The organism is Actinomadura miaoliensis, from assembly GCF_039536785.1.
GTDB classification, from domain to species: domain Bacteria; phylum Actinomycetota; class Actinomycetes; order Streptosporangiales; family Streptosporangiaceae; genus Spirillospora; species Spirillospora miaoliensis.
Window position 1 is genome coordinate 22,832 of record NZ_BAAAZG010000021.1, and the last position, 20,162, is coordinate 42,993.

Annotated in this window: 17 protein-coding genes; 2 read left to right on the forward strand and 15 right to left on the reverse strand. The window is 74.3% G+C overall.

Going from position 1 to position 20,162, the window contains the following annotated elements:
* Positions 1-212: 212 nt before the first annotated feature.
* The gene (locus ABD811_RS17900) at positions 213-1,505 is read right to left on the reverse strand and encodes a cryptochrome/photolyase family protein (protein WP_344948577.1); all 1,293 of its coding nucleotides are present in this window, start codon (positions 1,503-1,505) and stop codon (positions 213-215) included.
* Between the two features lie 107 nt (positions 1,506-1,612).
* Positions 1,613-2,800: an ROK family transcriptional regulator gene (locus tag ABD811_RS17905; RefSeq protein WP_344948580.1), complete on the reverse strand. Its 1,188-nt coding sequence runs from the start codon at positions 2,798-2,800 to the stop codon at positions 1,613-1,615.
* A gap of 158 nt (positions 2,801-2,958) precedes the next feature.
* Here ABD811_RS17905 and ABD811_RS17910 point away from each other — a divergent pair, with 158 nt between their 5' ends.
* Positions 2,959-4,095: a sugar ABC transporter substrate-binding protein gene (locus ABD811_RS17910; RefSeq protein WP_344948582.1), complete on the forward strand. Its 1,137-nt coding sequence runs from the start codon at positions 2,959-2,961 to the stop codon at positions 4,093-4,095.
* Between the two features lie 9 nt (positions 4,096-4,104).
* Here ABD811_RS17910 and ABD811_RS17915 read toward each other — a convergent pair whose 3' ends face one another.
* From ABD811_RS17915 to ABD811_RS17965, 11 genes are all read right to left on the reverse strand, one after another.
* Positions 4,105-5,553 (reverse strand): DUF6297 family protein, encoded by a 1,449-nt coding sequence (locus tag ABD811_RS17915; RefSeq protein ID WP_344948584.1) that lies wholly within the window; start codon positions 5,551-5,553, stop codon positions 4,105-4,107.
* Positions 5,550-6,164, reverse strand: a complete 615-nt coding sequence (gene ccmA, locus ABD811_RS17920) for a heme ABC exporter ATP-binding protein CcmA (RefSeq protein WP_344948614.1) — start codon at positions 6,162-6,164, stop codon at positions 5,550-5,552. The genes ABD811_RS17915 and ccmA overlap by 4 nt, the downstream gene beginning before the upstream one ends.
* Before the next feature lie 19 nt (positions 6,165-6,183).
* The gene (locus ABD811_RS17925; RefSeq protein WP_344948588.1) at positions 6,184-7,356 is read right to left on the reverse strand and encodes a hypothetical protein; all 1,173 of its coding nucleotides are present in this window, start codon (positions 7,354-7,356) and stop codon (positions 6,184-6,186) included.
* Positions 7,357-7,491: 135 nt separating this feature from the next.
* Entirely contained in the window at positions 7,492-8,496 is a 1,005-nt protein-coding gene (hpnH, locus tag ABD811_RS17930) for an adenosyl-hopene transferase HpnH (protein WP_344948591.1), read from the reverse strand.
* Positions 8,496-9,995 (reverse strand): 4-hydroxy-3-methylbut-2-enyl diphosphate reductase, encoded by a 1,500-nt coding sequence (gene ispH, locus ABD811_RS17935; RefSeq protein ID WP_344948593.1) that lies wholly within the window; start codon positions 9,993-9,995, stop codon positions 8,496-8,498. The genes hpnH and ispH overlap by 1 nt, the downstream gene beginning before the upstream one ends.
* Complete coding sequence (gene shc / locus ABD811_RS17940) at positions 9,992-11,929, reverse strand: squalene--hopene cyclase (protein ID WP_344948596.1); 1,938 nt, start codon at positions 11,927-11,929, stop codon at positions 9,992-9,994. Before shc ends, ispH begins: the two co-directional genes overlap by 4 nt.
* A gap of 35 nt (positions 11,930-11,964) precedes the next feature.
* Positions 11,965-12,978, reverse strand: a complete 1,014-nt coding sequence (locus ABD811_RS17945; protein ID WP_344948598.1) for a family 2 encapsulin nanocompartment cargo protein polyprenyl transferase — start codon at positions 12,976-12,978, stop codon at positions 11,965-11,967.
* Entirely contained in the window at positions 12,975-14,330 is a 1,356-nt protein-coding gene (gene hpnE, locus ABD811_RS17950) for a hydroxysqualene dehydroxylase HpnE (RefSeq protein WP_344948601.1), read from the reverse strand. Before hpnE ends, ABD811_RS17945 begins: the two co-directional genes overlap by 4 nt.
* The gene (hpnD, locus tag ABD811_RS17955; protein ID WP_344948602.1) at positions 14,330-15,187 is read right to left on the reverse strand and encodes a presqualene diphosphate synthase HpnD; all 858 of its coding nucleotides are present in this window, start codon (positions 15,185-15,187) and stop codon (positions 14,330-14,332) included. Before hpnD ends, hpnE begins: the two co-directional genes overlap by 1 nt.
* 3 nt (positions 15,188-15,190) lie before the next feature.
* Positions 15,191-16,096, reverse strand: a complete 906-nt coding sequence (gene hpnC, locus ABD811_RS17960; protein WP_344948604.1) for a squalene synthase HpnC — start codon at positions 16,094-16,096, stop codon at positions 15,191-15,193.
* Between the two features lie 225 nt (positions 16,097-16,321).
* A complete protein-coding gene (locus ABD811_RS17965; RefSeq protein ID WP_344948605.1) occupies positions 16,322-17,101 on the reverse strand; it encodes an SDR family NAD(P)-dependent oxidoreductase in 780 nt (259 codons plus the stop codon).
* A gap of 111 nt (positions 17,102-17,212) precedes the next feature.
* Between ABD811_RS17965 and ABD811_RS17970 the strand changes: the two genes are divergently transcribed.
* Complete coding sequence (locus ABD811_RS17970) at positions 17,213-18,502, forward strand: MFS transporter (protein ID WP_344948608.1); 1,290 nt, start codon at positions 17,213-17,215, stop codon at positions 18,500-18,502.
* Between the two features lie 29 nt (positions 18,503-18,531).
* Here ABD811_RS17970 and ABD811_RS17975 read toward each other — a convergent pair whose 3' ends face one another.
* Together ABD811_RS17975 and ABD811_RS17980 are read right to left on the reverse strand one after the other, a co-directional pair.
* The gene (locus ABD811_RS17975) at positions 18,532-18,972 is read right to left on the reverse strand and encodes a heat shock protein transcriptional repressor HspR (protein ID WP_344948610.1); all 441 of its coding nucleotides are present in this window, start codon (positions 18,970-18,972) and stop codon (positions 18,532-18,534) included.
* Between the two features lie 10 nt (positions 18,973-18,982).
* A partial coding sequence (locus ABD811_RS17980) for an Hsp70 family protein (RefSeq protein WP_344948612.1) occupies positions 18,983-20,162 on the reverse strand: 1,180 nt, incomplete at its 5' end.

Below are 20,162 nucleotides of genomic sequence, written 5' to 3' on the forward strand. Positions count from 1 at the left end.
GGGCGTCAAGGCCGAGGCTTGCAGGACCTGCTGGGCGAGCCGGCGGTCCAGGGTTTGGTCTTTCTGCTCATCCCTTCGACCCGCGCGAGCTGGTGGAGGGCTCTTACCGCGTCGTCATGCGTGTGGGTGCCGTCGCCGCCGAGCCGGGTCGGCGAGGAGGACCTCATGTCCGCGATGGCCGCTGCCCGATGATCGCTTGGCGTCGCGCTGGGTCAGGGGAGGGCGACGATGGGGGGTGGGTAGGCGAGCGGGCGGCGTGTTTCGGTGGGGAGGGTCCAGGGGTGGTGGATGTGCGGGGCGGGGACGGCGGCGAGTTCGGGTATGTGGGTGCGGACGTAGGCGCCGGTCGGGTCATACCTGGCCGCCTGCCGCAGCGGGTTCATGACGCGGTTGGGGCGGGTGTCGTTGCCGGTCCCGGCGACCCACTGCCAGTTGCCCGCGTTGTCGGCGATGTCGCCGTCGATGAGCCAGTCGCCGAAGTGGGCCAGGCCCTCCCGCCAGTCGACGCCCAGGTTCCTGGTGAGGAACGACGCGGTGATCAGGCGGGCTCGGTTGTGCATGAAGCCCTCGCGGTGCAGCTGGCGCATGCCCGCGTCGACGATCGGCACGCCGGTCGTGCCGTCGCACCAGGCGGCGAGGGCGTCGTGCTCGCGGTTCCAGCGTCGTGCTCGGGGGCGGTAGTCGCGGCGGGGCAGGTCCGGGAAGGCCGCGGCCACCTGGTGGTGGAAGTCGCGCCAGGCGAGTTGCCGCCGGTAGGCCCCGCCGGTCGCGTTGGCCAGCTCCAGGGGCGAGACGCAGCCGAACTTCAGGTACGGGCTGAGCCGCGAGGTGCGGTCGGCGGCCAGGTCGTCGTGGGCCTGCTCGTAGGCGGCGGCGTCGCTGCGGAGCCACGCCGCCATGCGGTCCCGTCCCGCGTGCTCGCCTCCCGTCGGCAGGTGGGGTGACAGCGAACCGGACGTCAGGTCGTGCAGTTCCGGCAGCGTCCCGGGCTCGACGCCGCCGGGCAGCCGGATCCTCGCCGGAGGGTCGGCGACCGGCCGCCACGAGGCCGCCTCCCAGGCCCGCCAGTACGGGCTGAACACGCGGTAGTGGTCGCCGCTGGACGGGGCCAGTTCCCCTGGCGGCACCACCGTGACGCCCGGGTGCGCCGACACCTCAAGGCGCAGTTCCCGCAGCGCCGCCAGCCGCCGCGTCCCGAACGCCGATCGCTCGTCGGCGAGCGTCACCGCCTGGACGCCTGTTTCGGCGGCGATCCGGGCGACGTGCGCGACCGGATCGCCGCGGCGCACCACCAGGTCGCCGCCGAGGCCGCGCAGCGATTCGCGCAGGTCGCCGAGGCAGTCGAGGAGGAACCGGACCCGGTTGGGCGCGGCGAACCGCCCGTTCAGAATGGCGTCGTCGAACACGAACAGCGGCACCACCCGCTCGGCCCGGCACGCCGCCGCCAGCGCGGGATTGTCCCGAACCCGCAGGTCGCGGGTGAAAAGCATGATCGAGACGTGCATCGCGACATCACCGTCCCCGCCGTGGCCGGTCCGCGTGGGCCGTCCTGCCGGACTCGGACCTCACGGCTCACCCTTCCCGCCCGGGACCGCTCCGCACCCGGCGCGAGTCAGGGTTTCAGCAGGTGGGCGGAGGTCTGGTGGGTGGCCAGGACGATGGCGCCGAACGCCTCGGCGCGGTCGCCGAGGCTGCCGGCGGTGACGGCGACCGCGTGGCCGATCGCCGGGGGCAGCCGGTGGGTCAGCTCGTCGCGGACGCCGTCGAGCAGCAGCCGCCCGACCGCCGCGACCTCCCCGCCGATCACCACGAGGCGGGGTTCGAGCACTGCGCAGACGCCCGCCAGAGCCTGGCCGATCATGCGGCCCGCGTCGGACACCACCCGCCGCGCCCCCGGATCGTCGGCGGCCAGCAGCGCCACCAGGTCGGCGATGGTGGTGTCCGGCCCGCGGATGTGGGAGAACGCCGAACTCAGCGCGCGGGCCCCCACGACGGTCTCCAGGCAGCCGCGGTTTCCGCACCGGCACACGTACCCGCCGTCGACCACGGGCACGTGGCCGAGTTCGCCCGCCGTTCCGGTGGCGCCCTCGTAGAGCCGCCCGTCCAGGATCAGCCCGGCGCCCACGCCGTCCGACAGCATCACGTAGATCATGTCGTGGACGCCGCGCGCCGCCCCGAACGTCCATTCGGCCAGGGCGCCCAGGTTCGCGTCGTTGCCGACGTGCACCGGGAGCCCGACGCGTTCCCGCAGCCGGGCGGCGATGTCGACGTCGGTCCAGGCGGCCAGCATGGACGGGGTGCTCGGCGTGTGCGACCGCGACCGGACGGGCGCCGACACCGCCACGCCCATGCCGAAGACGCGGCCCATGCCCCGGCCCTCGGTCGCGACCAGGTCGAGGGCGGTCTCGGCGACGAAGTCCAGCGCCCGGCCGGGCTGGTGGTCGACGTCGAGCCCGCGATGCCGCTCGCCGAGAACGCCTCCGGACAGGTCGGCCAGCAGCACGCGGATGTCGGTGTGCCGCAGATGGACGCCCAGCACGCCGCCGCCCTCGGGGTTGAGCGACAGCGGGGTGGCGGGACGGCCGCCCCGCGAGGCGGAGGGCGGCGCGGACGCGGCCGCCTCGCTCAGCACGCCCTCGGCCAGCAGGTCGGCGACGAGGCTGGAGACGGTCGTGCGGGACAGGCCCGTCGCACGGGCGATGCCGACCCGGCTGATCCGGCCGTGCCGCCGGACGGTCTCCAGGACCAGCAGCCGATTCCGCGACCGCAGCGATGCCAGGGACCCCGGCGAGTCATCCATGACCGCACCTTAGCCACTTTCTCCCGACTCCGTATTAACTATGGCCGTATCCGGCCTTATTCGTCCTTGACGCTGATTAACCGCGATTTCTACAGTTCACCAAAGTCAGCGGCCGGCGGTCGGGTGCCGGCCCGGCTTCCCACCCCTTTGGAGTTGGCGTGCGCACACGAGCGTCCGCGCTGGACAAAAGCGGCACGGTTTTCCGCAGGCGGTTCCTCGGCAAAGGGGTCCTCGGCCTCACCGCCGTGTCGGCGGCCGCGGCGCTGACCCTCACCGCGTGCGGAGGCGACTCCGGTGACGACGAGGGCGGTTCCGGCGCCGCCCAGGGCAAGGTCGGCGTGATCCTGCCCGACACCACGTCCTCGGTCCGCTGGGAGAACTTCGACCGGCCCTATCTGGAGCAGGCGTTCAAGGCGGCCGGGGTGCAGTACGACATCCAGAACGCCGAGGGCGACCCCCAGCGGTTCCAGACCATCGCCGACCAGATGATCACCAATGGCGTGACGGTCCTGGCCGTGAGCGGACTGGACTCCAATTCGGCCGCCGCCGTGCAGCGCAAGGCGCAGCAGCAGGGCGTCAAGACGATCGACTACGACCGGCTCACCCTGGGCGGCGTCGCCGACTACTACGTCTCGTTCGACAACGTCAAGGTCGGCGAGGAACTGGGCAAGGGCCTGCAGAAGTGCCTGGGCGACAAGAATGCCGACATCGTCTACCTCAACGGCGCGCCGACCGACAACAACGCGACGTTGTTCGCGCAGGGCGCCCACAACATTCTCGACAAGGTCTCCACCTACAAGAAGGTCGCCGAGCAGGCGGTGCCGGATTGGGAGCCCCAGCAGGCCGCGACCATCTTCGAGCAGATGTGGACGCAGCAGAACGGCAAGATCGACGGCGTGCTGGCCGCCAACGACGGCGTGGGCAACGCGGCCATCTCGATCCTGAAGAAGAACCGCGCCGCCGGAAAGGTCCCGGTGACCGGCCAGGACGGCACCCTGGAGGGGCTGCAGAACATCCTGGACGGCAACCAGTGCATGACGGTCTACAAGCCGGTCAAGCAGGAGGCCGACGCGGCGGCCAAACTGGCGGTCGCGCTCATCAAGGGCGAGAAGGCCGAGACCAACGGCACGGTGAACGACCCCCAGGGCAAACGGCAGGTGCCGTCGGTCCTGCTGATCCCGATCGGGGTCGACAAGAACAACGTCAAGCGCGTCGTCGACGACGGTTTCGTCAAGAAGGAAGACCTCTGCAAGGGCGCCTACGCCGCCAAGTGCAAGGACGCCGGAATCCAGTGATCCTCTCGATCAGCGTGTTCGCGCCCGCAGCAGGTAGAGGCCGAGCGTCGCGGCACCGGTGACGGCCTGGACGGCCAGTGCCGGGCCGAGGGCGGCGGGGCGGTCCAGGAGGACGTGCAGCACGGGCGCGCAGCCGAGCAGGGCCAGGTCCGCGCCGGTCACCGCCCACAGGACCGGGCCTGTGGGGACGGAGCCGGCCGGTGTCTCGATGACCGGCATCGCGTGATCCACCGGGGGGCGCCGCGCCATCCGCAACGCCCCGGCGGCCAGCGCGGGCGCGGCGGGGAGCGCCAGCGGCCACCACGGGCCGCCGGGCAGGCCACCGGCCGTCTCCAGCCCGGCCAACGCCACGGCCAGCCAGAGACCGCCGACCAGCGCCGGGAGCACGGCGCGCGCGGCCAGCGCCGCGCGGGGACCGACGCCGCACAGCCGGGTGAAAGCGGGATCGTCCGCGTCGCGGCGGGCACCGGCCGTGCAGGAGGCGGCGGCGGCCAGCGCTCCGGCCGCCGTCAGCGCCACCACGACCGGGGTGGTCCCGCCCGCCGCCCGCATCGCCAGCGCGGGCAGCGCGGCGGACGCCGACAGGACGGTCAGCCGCCCGGGCAGGCGGCCGAGCCTGCGCCAGTCGTGCCAGGCCAGCGCGAACGGCGCGGGCAGCCGCGGCCACCTGCGCGACCGCAGGCCCCGGCCACGCCAATGGGCGTCCTCGACGGCCCAGGTCAGGGAGCTCACGTCGAGCATGGTCGTCGCGGTGGTCACCTGGCGGACGCGGGTGGAGGCGGCCAGCAGGTCGCGCGCGTGGACGCGGTCGAGCCGGGCCCACGCCGACCGCACCGCCAGCGCGGCGGCGACGCCGCAGGCCGCCGCCAGGGCCGCGCCGAGCACCGCCGGAACCGTTTGGAGCAGGCGCCCGGCGGGTTCGCTCAGCAGGGCCGCCAGCACCGCCAGGGCCGCCACCGCGACGATCATCACTCGCAGCCCGTCGTCCCACGGCGCCGACGTCTGCGCCAGCACCGCCACCGCCATGCCGCCGACGGTCGCGGAGACGCCCAGCACCAGCACCGCCACCAAGCGCACGACGGCCGGGTCCGGTGCGCCCAGCACCGCCAGCAGGCTCACCCCCAAGGCCAGCCCGGCCACCACCGCCGCACCGAGCAGGATCATCGCCGGTCGCGTCAGCACCCGGCGGCGCGGCAGCGGGGACAGCAGCAGCCAGGCCGCATCGGCGGCGGGCAGCGCGACCGGCCCGAAGGCGCGGGCCACGGCCAGAAAGCCCGCGTACAGCAGGCCCAGCAGCGCCAGTCCGGCCCCCGCCTGCGCCGGGTCGGTCCGGCGGTCCAGGGTCGCGAGCACGTCCTGCACCACCGGCGCGAGCAGCAGCGACGCCACCGCCAGGCCGAACAACAGCACGTACCGGTCGGCCCAGCTCGGGCGCTGTGCGCGGGGGACGAGGTTCACGCGGCCTCCAGCCTGACCAGCCGCGCCCCCGCGGCCTTGGCCATCGCGGGGTCGTGGGTCGCCATCACGACGGTGCCTCCGGCCGCCGCGTACGCGGCGAGGATCGACGCCAGCCGCATCCGGAACGCCGCGTCCAGGCCGCGCTCCGGTTCGTCCAGCAACAGCACCCGGCTGGGGCGCAGCAGCGCCATCGCCAGCGACAGCCTCTGCCGCTGACCGGTGGACATCGCCACCGGCGCCATGTCGCGCCGCCCCGTCAGACCGAACGGCTCCAGCGCCTCCTCGGCCCCCATCCGGGCGCCGTCGTGCACCGACGCCATCAACTCCAGGTGCTCCAGCACGGACAGCCCCGGATACCAGGCCGGTTCGTCGCCGACCAACGCCACGTCACGCCAGAAGTCCGGCGCGTCGGCGGGCGGGCGGCCCAGCACCCCGACCTCACCGGCCGCACGCGGCTGGAGCCCCGCCAGGCAGCGCAGCAGCGTGGTCTTGCCGGCCCCGTTGTCCCCGGCCACGGCGACGATCTCGCCACGACCGGCCGCGAGGTCGACCCCGTCGAGGACCACGGCACCGGCGAGCTCCACCGTGACATCCCGGGCCTCGATGATCATTTCGGCCACGGGGCTCAGCCTAGTGCCCGCCTCCGCGTTTCTTCGGGGCGAGTTCCTCCAGGGCCAGGTGGAACAGCACCTTGAGATGGCGGGCGCGCAACGGCAGCGGGTGCTCCAGCAGGTCGGACACGCGCTCGTCGCGCGCGGCCGCCTCGGCCGTGAGGTCGAGGGCGGCGTCCTCGTCGCCGGTGAGCAGCGCCAACGCCAGGTCCAGTGCGGGGCTGGGCCCTTCGACCTGCCGCCGGAAGTCCCGCATGCCGGGGATCAGGGCGGTGGCGGCCGCCGGGTCCAGGGCGGCCAGGACGATCAGCCAGGCCCGTAGCGGCGGCGTGCCGTCGGGCCACAGGGAGAGCACCTGCGGCAGGTGGTCGATGACGGCCTGGCAGGTGAGCTCCTCGTCGGAACTGTCCTCGCCGACCGGTTCGCCGGACGCCGGGCCGGGGTCGATCGTCGCCATGTAGACGAAATCGATCAGCAGTTCCAGCCGGTAGGGCGGATTCAGCTGGGGGGCGAGCGCGAGCCGCGTCAGGAACCCGATGGTCGGCGGGGTGGTGGCGTAGCAGGTGTCCTGGTGGACCACGGCGCTGAAATACTCGAACTGCGCTTCGTTCCAGCCCTCGTCGTTGGCCGCGAGCGCGCGCAGGATGGCGGGGACGGAGTCGTCCGCACCGTAGGCGTGGCCGAGTGCGGCCCAGTCGACGTCGTCGAGACCGTCCAGTTCGATCGGCACTCCGAACCGGTCGCCGACGGGTTCCGGTGTGTCGAGCCCGTGGACGATGACCGGGGCGGGGGCGCGGGCGGGTTCCCCGGACAGCGCCGCCAGACGAAGGTCGCGCACCTGCTCCACGGTGCGGTCGGCGATGGTCTCCCCTTCGGCGACGAAGCTCCGCAACGTCTCGGCGTGGGCGACTCCGGTCATGTGGCTGCCGCCGTAGGCGTCGGCGATCTTGGCGACGGCCTGCTGCTCGACCGCCCGCCACCACGACTCGTCGTCGTCCGGATAGGGCCCCTCGTCGATGCTGTGGACCCTGCGCCATCCCTTCCCGGAAAGGGGGCCGCCGGACGGTCCGGGCGCAGGCATGCGGACCACCGAGTGGCCGCGCTCCACCAGCAGCCGGGCGACCTGCCGGGCGGCCTCCTCGTCAGGCACGTCGATGGTGTGACTGGTGGCGTACCGCGGGACATGACCCATGAGTTCCTCATCAACGTGGCGCGGACGGGCACGCTTCGGCCCGAGATGCGGGGAAACCGCAGGCTAGCAACACCCTCGGTCATGAGGACGGCCGCCGGCTCCGGCCCCGGGCGACCCGGCGGCGTACGGGCGCCTTTAGGCGGAGCGCAGAGCCCGTAGGGACTGTTTCACCGACGACAAGGTCGTGAAGACGGCGGTGGGTTCGTAGCCGCAGTGGGCCATGCAGTTGGCGCAGCGCGGGTCGCGGCCCCGGCCGTAGGAGTCCCAGTCGGTGTCCTCCAGCAGTTCCCGGTAGGTCTGGGCGTAGCCGTCCGCCATCAGGTAGCAGGGGCGCTGCCAGCCGAACAGCGAGTACGACGGGATCGCCCACGCGGTGCACGGAAAGTCGACCTTGCCCTCCAGGAAGTCGAGGAACAGGGGCGAGTGGTTGAGGCGCCAGCGTTTGCGGTTGCCCCCGGCGAACGCCTTGCGGAACAGCTCCCGGGTCTCCCGGACACCGAGGAAGTGGTCCTGGTCGGGCGCCTTCTCGTAGGCGTAGCCCGGCGAGATCATCATCTGGTCGACGCCGAGCTCGTCGTTGAGGTAGTCGAGCACCTCGATGACGGTGCGCGGGGTGTCGGTGTTGAAGAAGGTGGTGTTGGTCGTGACGCGGAACCCCCGGCGGCGGCATTCGCGGACGGCGGCGACCGCCTCGTCGAACACGCCGTCCTTGCAGACCGACTCGTCGTGGCGGTCGCGCAGGCCATCGATGTGCACGGCCCACGCGAAGTAGGGCGACGGCCGGAACTGGTCGATCTTCCTGGGGATCAGCAGCGCGTTGGTGCACAGGAACACGTACCTGCGCAGCCGCACCAGTTCCTCGACCATCTCGCCGATCTGCGGGTGCATCAGCGGCTCGCCGCCCGCGATGGACACGATGGGCGCGCCGCACTCCTGGACGGCGGCGACGGCCTGTTCGACGGGCATGCGCCGTTTCAGCACGTCGGCCGGATGCTGGATCTTCCCGCACCCGGCGCAGGCCAGGTTGCAGGCGAACAGCGGCTCCAGTTCGAGCAGCAGCGGGAACCTGTCCCGGCCGCGGATTTTGTTGCGCAGGATGTGGGAGCCGATGCGCAGGCTCTGGCGGAGCGGCATGCCCATCAGGGCCGCACCTCCTTGGGCAGGGTGAACTCGGTGGTCTCGACGGTCACGGCGTGCTCCTCCACCTCGACGGGGCCCAGGCCGCGCAGGGCGTCCACGACCGCGCCCACCATCGCCGGCGGCGCCGAGGCGCCCGCGGTGACGCCGACGACGCGGGCCGCGGCGAGCCGGTCGAGCGGGACGTCCGCGGGCCCGTCGACGAGCAGCGCCGGCGTCCCGCCGCGCTCGGCCACCTCCACCAGACGGCGGGAGTTGGACGAGTTCGCCGAGCCGACCACCAGCACCAGGTCGGCGTCGCGGGCGACGGCGGTGACGGCGCGCTGGCGGTTGGTCGTGGCGTAGCAGATGTCGTCGGTGCGCGGTCCCCGGGCGTCGGGGAAGCGGCGGGTGATGGCGCGGGCGATCTCCTCGGCCTCCTCCACGGCCAGCGTGGTCTGCATGACGTAGGACACGGGCCGGTCGGCGGGCAGCCGCGCCACGTCCTCGGCCGTCTCGACCAGGACGGTGGCGCCGGGCGCCTCGCCGAGGGTGCCCTCGACCTCCTCGTGCCCGGCGTGGCCGATGAGGGCCACCAGGTCGCCGCGGGCGGCGGACCGCCGCGCCTCGGCGTGCACCTTGGCGACCAGCGGGCAGGTCGCGTCGATGACCCGCAGCCCGGCGCGGTCCGCCTGGGCGCGCACGGCGGGCGCCACCCCGTGCGCGGAGAAGATCACGACGGCTCCGGCGGGCACCTCGGCGAGGTCGTCGACGAAGACCGCGCCGCGCCGCCGCAGGTCCGCCACCACGTGCACGTTGTGGACGATCTGCTTGCGCACGTACACCGGCGGGCCGTGCTCGGCCAGCGCGCGTTCCACGATCTCGATGGCGCGTTCCACGCCCGCGCAGAACGACCGCGGCGAGGCCAGCAGGACGCGGCGCGGCCCGACGGCCGCCCCCCAGCGCGCCAGCGCCGGGCCGACCGTCCGCAGCCGGCGCAGCGCGGCCAGCCCGCCGGTGAGGGTGGCGGGGCTCAGCAGCGGGCGGTCGGGCGTGTCCACGATCGCGCGGACGACGGCGTAGGGCCGGCCCGCCGCCGCGGCGGCCAGCGGGGCGGACTCCATGTCGACCGCCAGCGCCCCGGTGGCGGCGAGCGCGGCGCGCTCGCCGCGGCCCAGCACGACGTGGTCGCTGGTCAGCAGCGGGCCGCGGTGCACGGGCGCGCCGTCGCGTTCCAGCAGCCCGGCGAGCAGTTCGGCCGACGGGCAGGGGACGGTTCCGTCCGGGCCGCGGATCTCCGTCGCGACGAACAGGCTGCCGGGCCGGACGCGCGGGTCCAGCGATCCGGCGAACCCCGTCACGGCGAGCGCGTCGAAGCGCGGCAGCCGCGCGGCGGCCCGGTACGCCCGGTGCGGTCCGGCGCCGACCGTGACGACGCGCAGGCCGGGACGGGCGACGGCGCGCGCCTCGATCCCCAGGGCCGCGCAGACCACGAGCCGTGCCATGTCTTCGCCGGGGATCACGGCATCGCCTCCTCCAGGTAGCGGCCCAGGGCGCTCACCGGGAACACCAGCCGGTACAGGTGGTAGTTGATGTAGAAGTCGCCGGGGAAGCCGGTGCCGGTGAAGTGGTCCTCGTCCCAGGTGCCGTCCTCGCGCTGGTTCCGGACGAGCCAGCCGACGCCGCCGTCCACGGCGGCGGAGCGTTCACCGGCGGCGAGCAGGGCGAGCAGGGCCCAGGCCGTCTGGGACGGGGTGGAGACGCCCCGGCCGATCCACGCGGGGTCGTCGTAGGAGCGCATGTCCTCGCCCCAGCCGCCGTCGGGGTTCTGGTGCGCCTCCAGCCAGGCGACCGCGCGGCGGATCGCCGGTCTGTCGCGGCGGACGCCCGCGGCGACGAGCGCGGGCACCACGCTGCCCGTCCCGTAGACGTGGTTGGCGCCCCAGCGTCCGAACCAGGAGCCGTCCGGTTCCTGGGCGTTGAGCAGCCACACCACCGCCCGCCGCACCACCCGCGACCCGGCCAGGCCCTCCCCGCACAACGCCTCGACGACGTGCGCGGTCACGTCGGCCGACGGCGGGTCGATCACCGCGCCGAAGTCGCAGAACGGCAGGCGGGTGCACAGCACGCGGGTGTTGTCGGCGTCGAAGGCGCCGTAGCCGCCGTCGCGCGAGGCCATGCCGGTCAGCCAGCGCACGGCCCGCCTGATCGCCGGTCCGGCGTCGGGGTGGGCGGTGCGGCGCAGCGCCAGGATCGCCTCGGCGGTGTCGTCGGTGTCGGGGTAGATGTCGTTGTCGAACTCGAAGGCCCAGCCGCCGGGCGGCAGGAACGGCCGCCGCACCGACCAGTCCCCCGGTCCCCTGACCTCCTCGTCCAGCACCCAGCCGGCGGCGCGCAGCAGCGCGGGATGGTCGGCGGGCAGGCCCGCGTCGGCCAGGGCGGTGACGGCCAGCACCGTGTCCCACACCGGGGACTGGCAGGCCTCCAGGCGGCGGCCCGTCGCGTCGCGGATGGTGAACCGGTCGAGCCCGTCGAGCCCGCGCCGCATGACGGGGTGCTCCAGGTCGTAGCCGAGCAGGTTCAGCGCCATCAGCGAGTACACCCACGGCGGCTGGATCCCGCCCCACGACCCGTCGGCTTCCTGGCGGGCGACGATCCATTCGGCGGCGCGGCGCAGCGCGGCGGTGCGCAGGGTGCGCACCGGCCGCCTCTGGTAGACGTGCAGTGCCCGGTCCAGCGCGCCGAACGCGTGCCCCCAGGCGTCCTTGGCGCGGCGCGGACGGCGGCCGGTGCGCAGCTCCGGCAGGTCGAACGGCAGCGGCCGGACGGGACGCAGCGCGCACACGACGGTCAGCGGGACGATCGTCTGCCGCGCCCAGCACGCCCAGTCGTGGACGTTCAGCGGGAACCACGACGGCAGGAACACCATCTCGGGCGGCATGACCGGCAGGTCGTCCCAGGACCACTGCCCGAACAGCGCCAGCCAGATGCGGGTGAACACCCGGCTCGCCTCGATGCCGCCCGCGTCGCGCACGTACGCGGCGGCGCGGCGCATGTGCTCGGCGTCCACCGGGTCGCCGGCCAGCCGCAGCGCCACGTACGCCTCGATCGTCGTGGACAGGTCGGGCGGGCCGTCGTGGAAGTTGGCCCAGGTGCCGTCGGCGCGCTGCTGGGAGCGGATCCAGCGGGCCGCCTCGGCGGTGTCGTCGGCGGTGCGGACGCCGAGGAACTCGCGCAGCAGCAGGTCCTCGGCGTCCATGGTGACGTTGGTCTGCAGCTCGCCCTTCCACCAGCCCTCGGGCGACTGCAGGTCCAGCAGGTGGTCGCGGGCCCGGTGCAGGGCGGCCGCCACGTCCTCGGTGCGCGGCGCGGCGGCGGGCGGCGCACCGGTCGTCGTCGTGCGGGTGGTGTCCGGCGTCGTGGTCTTCTGTGTCGTGGTCGCTTGGGTCGGGGTCATGTCGCCATCCGTTCCGGGTGGTCCCGAGTGGTCGGTCAGTGGTCGCGGGCGGTGACGAAGCGGGCGATGTCGCGGAGCTCGGCGCGGACGCCGTCGTCCATCCGCGCCCGTCCGAGCCGCGTCTCGGCCTGTTCCAGGCGGTGCGCGGCCTGCGCCTCGGCCCAGGCGCGGCCGCCCGCCGCCTCGATCAGCCGGGCCGTCTCGCGCAGTTCGTCCTCGGGCCGCGGTGCCGGGCGCGCGTACAGCTCGGCGAGCCGCCGCGACTCGGCGGTCCCGGCGGCGAGCGCGGCCACCACGGGCAGGGACTTCTTGCGGGCACGCAGGTCCGACAGGACGGGCTTGCCGGTCGTGTCCGGGCTGCCCCAGATGCCCAGCAGGTCGTCCACGAGCTGGAAGGCCATGCCGAGCTCGGCGCCGAACCGGTCGAGCGCGTCGACCAGCGCCGGCGGCGCGTCGGCGAGCGTGGCGCCGATCGCGCAGGAGCAGGCCAGCAGCGCGCCGGTCTTGTCGGCCACCATGGCCAGGCACTCGTCGAGCGAGACGTCGTCGCGGGACTCGAAGTCCAGGTCGCGGGCCTGCCCGGCGATGAGCCGCCGGGTGGCCTCGGTGAGGACGCGCGCCGCCCGCTGCGCCGCCGGGCCGTCCTCGTCCAGCAGCAGCTCGATCGCGATCGTCATCAGCGCGTCGCCGCCGAGGATGGCGGCGGACGGGCCGAAGACGGTCCAGGCGGCGGGCCGGTGCCGGCGGGTGCGGTCGCCGTCCATGATGTCGTCGTGCAGCAGTGAGAAGGCGTGCACCAGCTCGACCGCGACGGCGCCGGGCAGGGCCGTCTCGGGCGCCGCGCCAGCGGCGCGGGCCGACAGCAGCGCCAGCGCCGGCCGCAGCGCCTTGCCGCCGCCCCCGGTGACGGGCCTGCCGTCGGCGTCGACCCAGCCGAGGTGGTAGGCGGTGACGCGCCGGGTCCACGGGTCGAGCCGTTCGATCGCCGCGCGCATCGCCTCGTCGACCAGCGCGCGCCCGGCGGCGGTGGCGAGGGGAACGCCGGTCATCGCGCGTCCACCCCCTCGCGCGGACGCCGGTCGAGCAGGTGGCGGCGGACGAGACGGGCGGCGGTCAGGCCGCTGCGCACGGCTCCCTCCATCGTGTCGGGCCAGCCGGTGTCGGTCCACGCGCCGGCCAGGAAGACGCCCGGCATCCGGGTCTCGGCGGCGGGACGCAGCGCGCCGCTGCCGGGGCCCTGCCGGAACGTGGCGTGGCGTTCCCGGGTGACGAAGAAGTCGGCGATCCCGGCCCGCCGGGCGGCCGGGAACAGGCGCTCCAGCGCGGGGACGAACACCGTGCGCAGCTCGGCCGCCGGCACGTCGATCCACCGGTCGGCCGCCGACACCGACACCGCCAGGTACTGGCCGCGGTCCAGGCCGGCCCCGGCGGTGCGGTCGAACACCCACTGCACGGGCGAGCCGACCGCCGCGGCGAACGGAAGATCCGTCACCCTGGTGTCGTAGACGACGTGCACGTTGACGATCGGGCTGGCGCCCAGGCCGGACCAGCGCGTCCGGTCGGGGCACGCCTCGTCCGGGACGATCCCGGCGGCCGCCTGGTGCGGCACGGCCACCACGACGGCGTCGGCGGCGACCGGCGTGCCGTCCACCACCAGCTTCGGCCCGGCCCGCACCGCCTCGACCTTCGCCCGCAGCCGGACCTGCCCGCCGCCGCGCTGCACGCGCCGCAGCGCGGGCGTGCCGTGCAGCTCGCCGAGCGGCACGGCGGCCACGCCGATGTCGGCGGCGTCGGCCCGGCCGAGCAGCGCCGTCTGGCACACCATCGCGGCGGACCCGAGCGCGGCCTCGTCCAGCCGGATGTTGAGCGCGGCGGTGACGAACAGCTCCCACAGCGCCTCGCGCGGCCACCGCCGTTGGCCGTGCGCGGCCAGCCAGGCGCCCATGCCGAGCTGGTCGAGCCAGGGGTCGCCCGGGTCGAGACGGTTCAGGGCCAGCGACGCGCGGACGGCGCGCAGCCGGTCGGACGGCGACAGCAGCCCGTACCCGGCCAGCGCGGGCAGCATGTGCAGCGGGCCGGGCAGCCGGGCGCGCCGCAGCCGTCCCGCGGTGCCGCCCGGGGTGAGGACGGTGACGTCGAAGCGGTCCTGGACGCGGACCCGGTTCTGCACGCCCAGCCTGCGCAGCAGCCCCTGGTAGGCCGAGCAGCAGCGCAGGAACACGTGCTGCCCGTTGTCGACGGTCAGGCCGTCGCGCCGGAACGAGCAGGTGGCGCCGCCGAGCCGGGGCCGCGCCTCGTAGATCGTCGTGCGCAGGCCCGCCTCCTGCAGGGCCAGCGCCGCGCTGATCCCGGCCAGGCCGCCGCCCACGACGGCGACGTGCGCGTCGTCCGCCGCGCCCATCACCGCACCATCCACAGCGAGCGCAGCGCCACGGCGGCCTTCTCCCACGGCGGCAGCGACACGTGGCCCTGCAGCGCGGCGAGCGGGTCGGCCGCGATGCGCGCCAGCAGCCGCCGGTAGATGTCGGCCATCGCCGAGGCGCACGCGCCGCTGCGCGGGTCGAGCATCGGGATCAGCCGGAACCCGGTGTCGTACCACTCGCTGGCCCGCGCCGCCTCGAAGCGCATCAGCGCGACCAGCCGGGACGGCGGGTCGGTGAACCGGCCGGACGCGTCGCGCTGCAGCGAGCAGCCGAACCGGGCCAGGTCCTCGCCGGGCAGGTAGACGCGGCCGCGCAGGGCGTCCTCGCGCACGTCCCGCAGGATGTTGGTCAGCTGCAGCGCCACGCCGAGCGCGTCGGCCAGCGGCTCGGCGGCCCGCAGGTCGGTGGCGCCGAACACGCCGAGCGACAGGCGCCCGATCGTCCCGGCGACGCGGCGGCAGTAGGCCAGCAGGTCGTCGAAGGTCTCGTAGGCGGCGCCGCGCACGTCGGACTCGCAGCCGTCGACGAGCTCGGCGAACGCCTCCAGCGGGATCGGGTAGCGCCGCGCCGCGTCGGCCATCGCGACGAACACCGGGTCGGTCGGCCTGCTGTCCAGGTCGCTGATCTGCTTGCGGGTGGCGACGAGCGCGGCCAGCCGCTTGTCGGCGGGCGTGGCGTCGTCGTCGCCGAAGTCGTCGATGCGGCGCGCCAGCGCGTACACCGCGCTTAACGCCCGCCGCTTGGGTGGTGGCAGCAGCCTGATCCCGTACGAGAAGTTCCGTGCCCGCGAGCGGACCACCTGCTCGCAGTACCGGTAGCCGTCAGACGGATCCACTGGTCATCTCCTTCCGAGCATCCGTGACCACTCGATCAGCAGCCGTGTTCTCGCGGGACGCGGCGGATCCGCGAGAACGTCGTAGCCGCGGTGTTGCAGAGCCGCCAGGGCGGCGCGCCCGCCCGCGATGTATCCGGCCACCGCGAGCCGCGCGAACCCCGGCAGCCGCGCCGGGGCGGCGCCTCCCGGCTCCGTGAGCCGGGCGGCGGCCGGCACGCCGACCAGAGCCGAGCCCTCGTCGAGCAGGCGGCGCGCCCGCGCGGCCTGCAGTGCGATCACGCCGCGCAGCCGGGTGGGGGTGGCGGAGCGGGTCAGGTCCCGCTCGGCGCAGCCGAACCGGCGCAGGTCCGCCTCCGGCAGGTAGATCCGTCCCCGCCGGTAGTCCTCGCCGACGTCCTGGCAGTGCTCGATGATCTGCAGGGCGGTGCAGACGCGGTCGGACAGGGCGAGCCGGTCCGGGGTGACCGCGTCGAAGACGTGCAGCACGACGCGGCCGACCGGATCGGCCGACAGCGCGCAGTAGGCCACCAGCTCGTCGAACGTCTCGTACCGGGTGACGACCTGGTCCTGCCGGTTGGCCTCGATGAGGCGGCGCAGCGGCTCGGCCGGGACGCGGCAGTCGCGCACCGTCGCGGCCAGCGAGACGAGCGGCGGCAGTTCGGGCGCGCCGCCCTCGTACAGGCGGCGCAGGTCCGTCTCCACCTCGTCGAGCAGCGCCTTTCGCTCCCGCGGAGGCGCCCGGTCCCCGATGTCGTCGACGAAGCGGGCGTACCGGTACACCGCCAGGAGGTGCATGCGATGGCGAGCGGGCAGCAATCGCGTGGCGACCGGGAAATTCTCCCGGCGCGCGAATTCGTCCAGTGTCCGTGGACCTGCTGCCGGATCCCACGCCTGCGCGTTCGCGGACATGTCCTCCCTTCGGTGTCCGGCCGACCAAGGCACCAGGACCAGGCCAGTTGCACGCCAGGCCACCAGGCCGGTCACCACGACCGGGGTGCGACGGGATTCGGACAAAGCACCCGCCTGTCACTCTCAGCAGCAGTCATGCCCGTTCGCCCGCCAATCGCTTCCCCCTCTTTGGAAAAGCAGACGGAGGGTGTCGGAAATGTTTTCGGCGACGCGGCAAATAGGCCGTCAGACACGTTCCCCGAATCGGCCCGCGAGGGTCCGGTAAAGCCCGGGGGCGGTGGCTTTGACGGCGATCGGCAGCCGCAGCCAGCCGGGCACGTGGACCTCGGCCGAACCGGTGGCGACGGCCCGCACGGCGGCCTCGGCGACCCGCTCGGGCGGCAGGGGCCGGGGACGGCGCCGCGCGTACGGGGCGCCGCGCCGCTCGAAGAACCCGGTGTCGACCACGCCGGGGACCAGCACGCCGACGGTGACGCCGGTGCCGCGCAGCTCCAGGCGCAGGCTCTCGGCGAAGGCGTCCAGTCCCCCCTTGGCGGCGGCGTAGACGGCCTCGCCCGCCACGCCCATCCGCCCGGCGATCGAGGTGACGAACAGCAGCCGCCCGCCGCCCCGCGCCAGCATCTGCGGCAGCAGCGCCCGGGTCAGCGTGATCGGCGCCGCCAGGTCGACCGCCAGCAGGTGGCCGACGCCGCCCTCCGGCATGTCGGTGAACCGTCCGGCCCACCCGGTCCCGGCGTTGAGCACCAGGACGTCCACCCGCCCGGCCCGCCGCAGCGCCTCGTCGGCCAGCCGCCGCACCTGCGCCGGGTCGGCCAGGTCGGCGGTGATCGGGACGCCGCCGGTGGCGCGGGCCGTCTCCGCCAGCCGCCGCTCGTCGCGGCCGTGCACGACCAGGCGGGCGCCGTCGCGCGCCAGGGCGACGGCGATCGCCCGGCCCAGGCCCGCCGACGCGCCGGTGACCAGAGCGACCCTCCCCCGCGCCGACTGCCGCCGCCGGAACATCATTCCCGCAGCTTACGGGGCCGCGGCGGGGCCGTTCGAGCATGCCGCGCGGCTGGCGGGGAAGCAGGTCGCTGTGGACATCCCGCCCGCCGGACGCGCCGTCTCGGGGATCCCATGGGGACCGCCGAACGGCTGAACCGCCCCGCCTTCCGCCGCCTGCTGATCGGGCAGACGGTGTCCTCGTTCGGCGACTGGATGGGCACGCTCGCCCTGATGTACCTGGTGCTGGAGCTCAGCGGCTCCACCACTGCGGTCGGCGGCGTCCTGGTCCTGCGGCTGCTGCCCTCGGCGCTGGGCGCGCCGCTGGCCGCCCGCGTGGTGACCAGGTGGCGGCGCCGCAGCGTGATGATGACCTCCGACCTGGTCCGCGCGGGCATGGCGTTCGTCCTGCCCGTCGTGCCGTCGCTGTGGTGGGTGTACGCGTGGGCGTTCGCCATCGAGGTCGTCGGCCTGATGTTCCTGCCCGCCCGGGACTCGGCCGTCCCCGTCATCGTCGGGGGCCGCGACGGAAGACCCGACCGCGGGACGTTGCAGCTGGCCAACGGCATCACGATGGCCACGTCCTACGGCATGATCCCGGTGGGCGCGGGGGCGTTCGGCGCGCTGCTGTTCCTGTCGGACGCGCTCGGCTGGACCGGCCACGGACGCTTCGTCGCGGTGTTCTGGCTGGACGCGGTGACCTACCTGGTCTCGTTCGTCGCGGTGCGCGGCCTGCCCGACCTCGGGCCGCGCCGCGGCGAACGGCGGCCCGCCGGCGACGCCGTCCGGCCGGGGGCGGGGCTCCTGGCCACGCTGCGGATGCCGGTGATGGCGTCGGTGCTGCCCGCGGTGGCGGTCGTCTCGCTGGGGCTGGGGTCGCTGTTCTCGGTCGGCATCCCGTTCGTCCGGGACGTGCTGCGCGCCGGGCCCGTCGGGTTCGGCGCTCTGGTGGCGCTGTTCGGCGTCGGCGCGCTCCTCGGCCTGCTCGGCACCCGACTGTACGGGCGGCACGGCCTGGTCGGGCAGGTCAGGCTGGCCACGGTGACACAGGGCCTGGTGATCATCGCGATGGGCGCGCTGGCGTCGCCGGCCTGGGCGTTCCTCGGCGCGGCGCTGTTCGGCGCCGCCGCCACCGGCGCGCTGGTCGGCGCGATCACCTACCTGCAGGAGAGCCTGGACGGCGCCTGCCGCACGCTCGGGCTGACCGCCTTCCACGCCGTGCTGCGGTGCGGCCTGGCCACGGCCGCGCTGGCGGCGGGCGCCGCCGACGACGTGCTCGCCCGGACGCGTCCGCCACCGCTCGGCATCGCCCCCGCCGGCCTGGTGCTGATCGTGTCAGGGGTCGTGGTGTGCTGCGGCACCTTCCTCATCCGGCACCCGACCGGCCGGGACCGTCCGGTGACGCCCGCCGGCCGCGCGGCCTGAACTGGCCGACGCGGACCGGCACGGGGGCTTCACGGGGCCGGGGGCGGCGGCCGGACGTCCGCCCGGGTGGAGGCGGGCACCAGCGCGCCGTCCCCCGCCCTTCCCCGCCTGCGCAGCTCCCGGGCCAGGCGGGCGGCCACGCTGCGGGTGGACTCCAGCTCGTTGCCCAGCTGGTCGACCAGCTCGCGCAGCCGCCGCACCTCCGCCCGCAGCGCCTCGGTCTCGCGCCGCAGGTCGAGGATGTGCCGGACGCCCGCGAGGTTGACGCCCTCGTCGCGCGACAGCCGCTGGATCTCGTGCAGCGTCCTCATGTCGCGCATGGAGTAGCGCCGGTTGCGGCTGCCCGCGCGCACCGGCGTCACCAGCCCCATCCGCTCGTAGGCGCGCAGCGTCTGGGGATGCAGGCCGGACAGCTGCGCCGCGACCGAGATGACGTAAACGGGCGTGTCGTCGTCGATGGGCGTGCTCATCGGGTGCCGCCTAGCGCGCGTCCTTGGCCCTGTCGTCGTCCACGATCTCGGCGTCGACGACCTCGTCGTCGTCCTGCCGGGCCTCCCCCTCGCCGGACGCGCCGGACGCGCCTTCGCCCGCCTGCGGGCCCTGCGCGTAGATGGCGGCGCCCATCTTCTGGCCGACCTGGCCCAGCCGCTGGGTGGCGGCACGGATGGCGTCGACGTCGTCGCCCTCCAGGTTCTTCCTGACCTCGGCGACGGCCTCCTCGACCTCCTTCTTGACGTCCTCGGGGATCTTCTCGGAGTTCTCCTTGAGGAACTTCTCCATCGAGTACGACAGGGTGTCGGCCTCGTTGCGGACCTCGGCCTCCTCCTTGCGCCGACGGTCCTCCTCGGCGTACCGCTCGGCCTCCCGGACCATCCGGTCGATGTCGTCCTTGGGCAGCGCGGACCCCCCGGTGATGGTGACCGACTGCTCCCTGCCCGTGCCCAGGTCCTTGGCGGACACGTGGACGATGCCGTTGGCGTCGATGTCGAAGGCGACCTCGATCTGCGGCACGCCCCGCGGCGCCGGCGGGATCCCGTCGAGGGTGAACGTGCCGAGCTTCTTGTTGTAGGCGGCGATCTCACGCTCGCCCTGGAACACCTGGATGCCGACCGACGGCTGGTTGTCGCTGGCGGTCGAGAACACCTCCGACCGCTTGGTCGGGATCGTGGTGTTCCGCTCGATGATCTTGGTGAAGATGCCGCCCTTGGTCTCGATGCCCAGGCTCAGCGGCGTGACGTCCAGCAGCAGGACGTCCTTCACCTCGCCCTTGAGCACGCCCGCCTGCAGCGACGCGCCCACCGCCACGACCTCGTCGGGGTTGACGCCCTTGTTGGGCTCCTTGCCGCCCGTCAGCTCCCTGACCAGCTCGGTCACCGCGGGCATACGGGTGGAGCCGCCCACCAGCACCACCTGGTCGATGTCGCCCACCGAGATGCCCGCGTCCTTCACCACCTGCCGGAAGGGCTCCTTGGTGCGCTCCAGCAGGTCGGCGGTCATGCGCTGGAACTCCGCGCGCGACAGCTTCTCGTCCAGGTGCAGCGGGCCCTCGGCCGAGGCGGTGATGTAGGGCAGGTTGATCTGCGTCTCCGAGGAGGACGACAGTTCGATCTTGGCCTTCTCGGCCGCCTCGCGCAGCCGCTGCAGCGCCATCTTGTCCTTG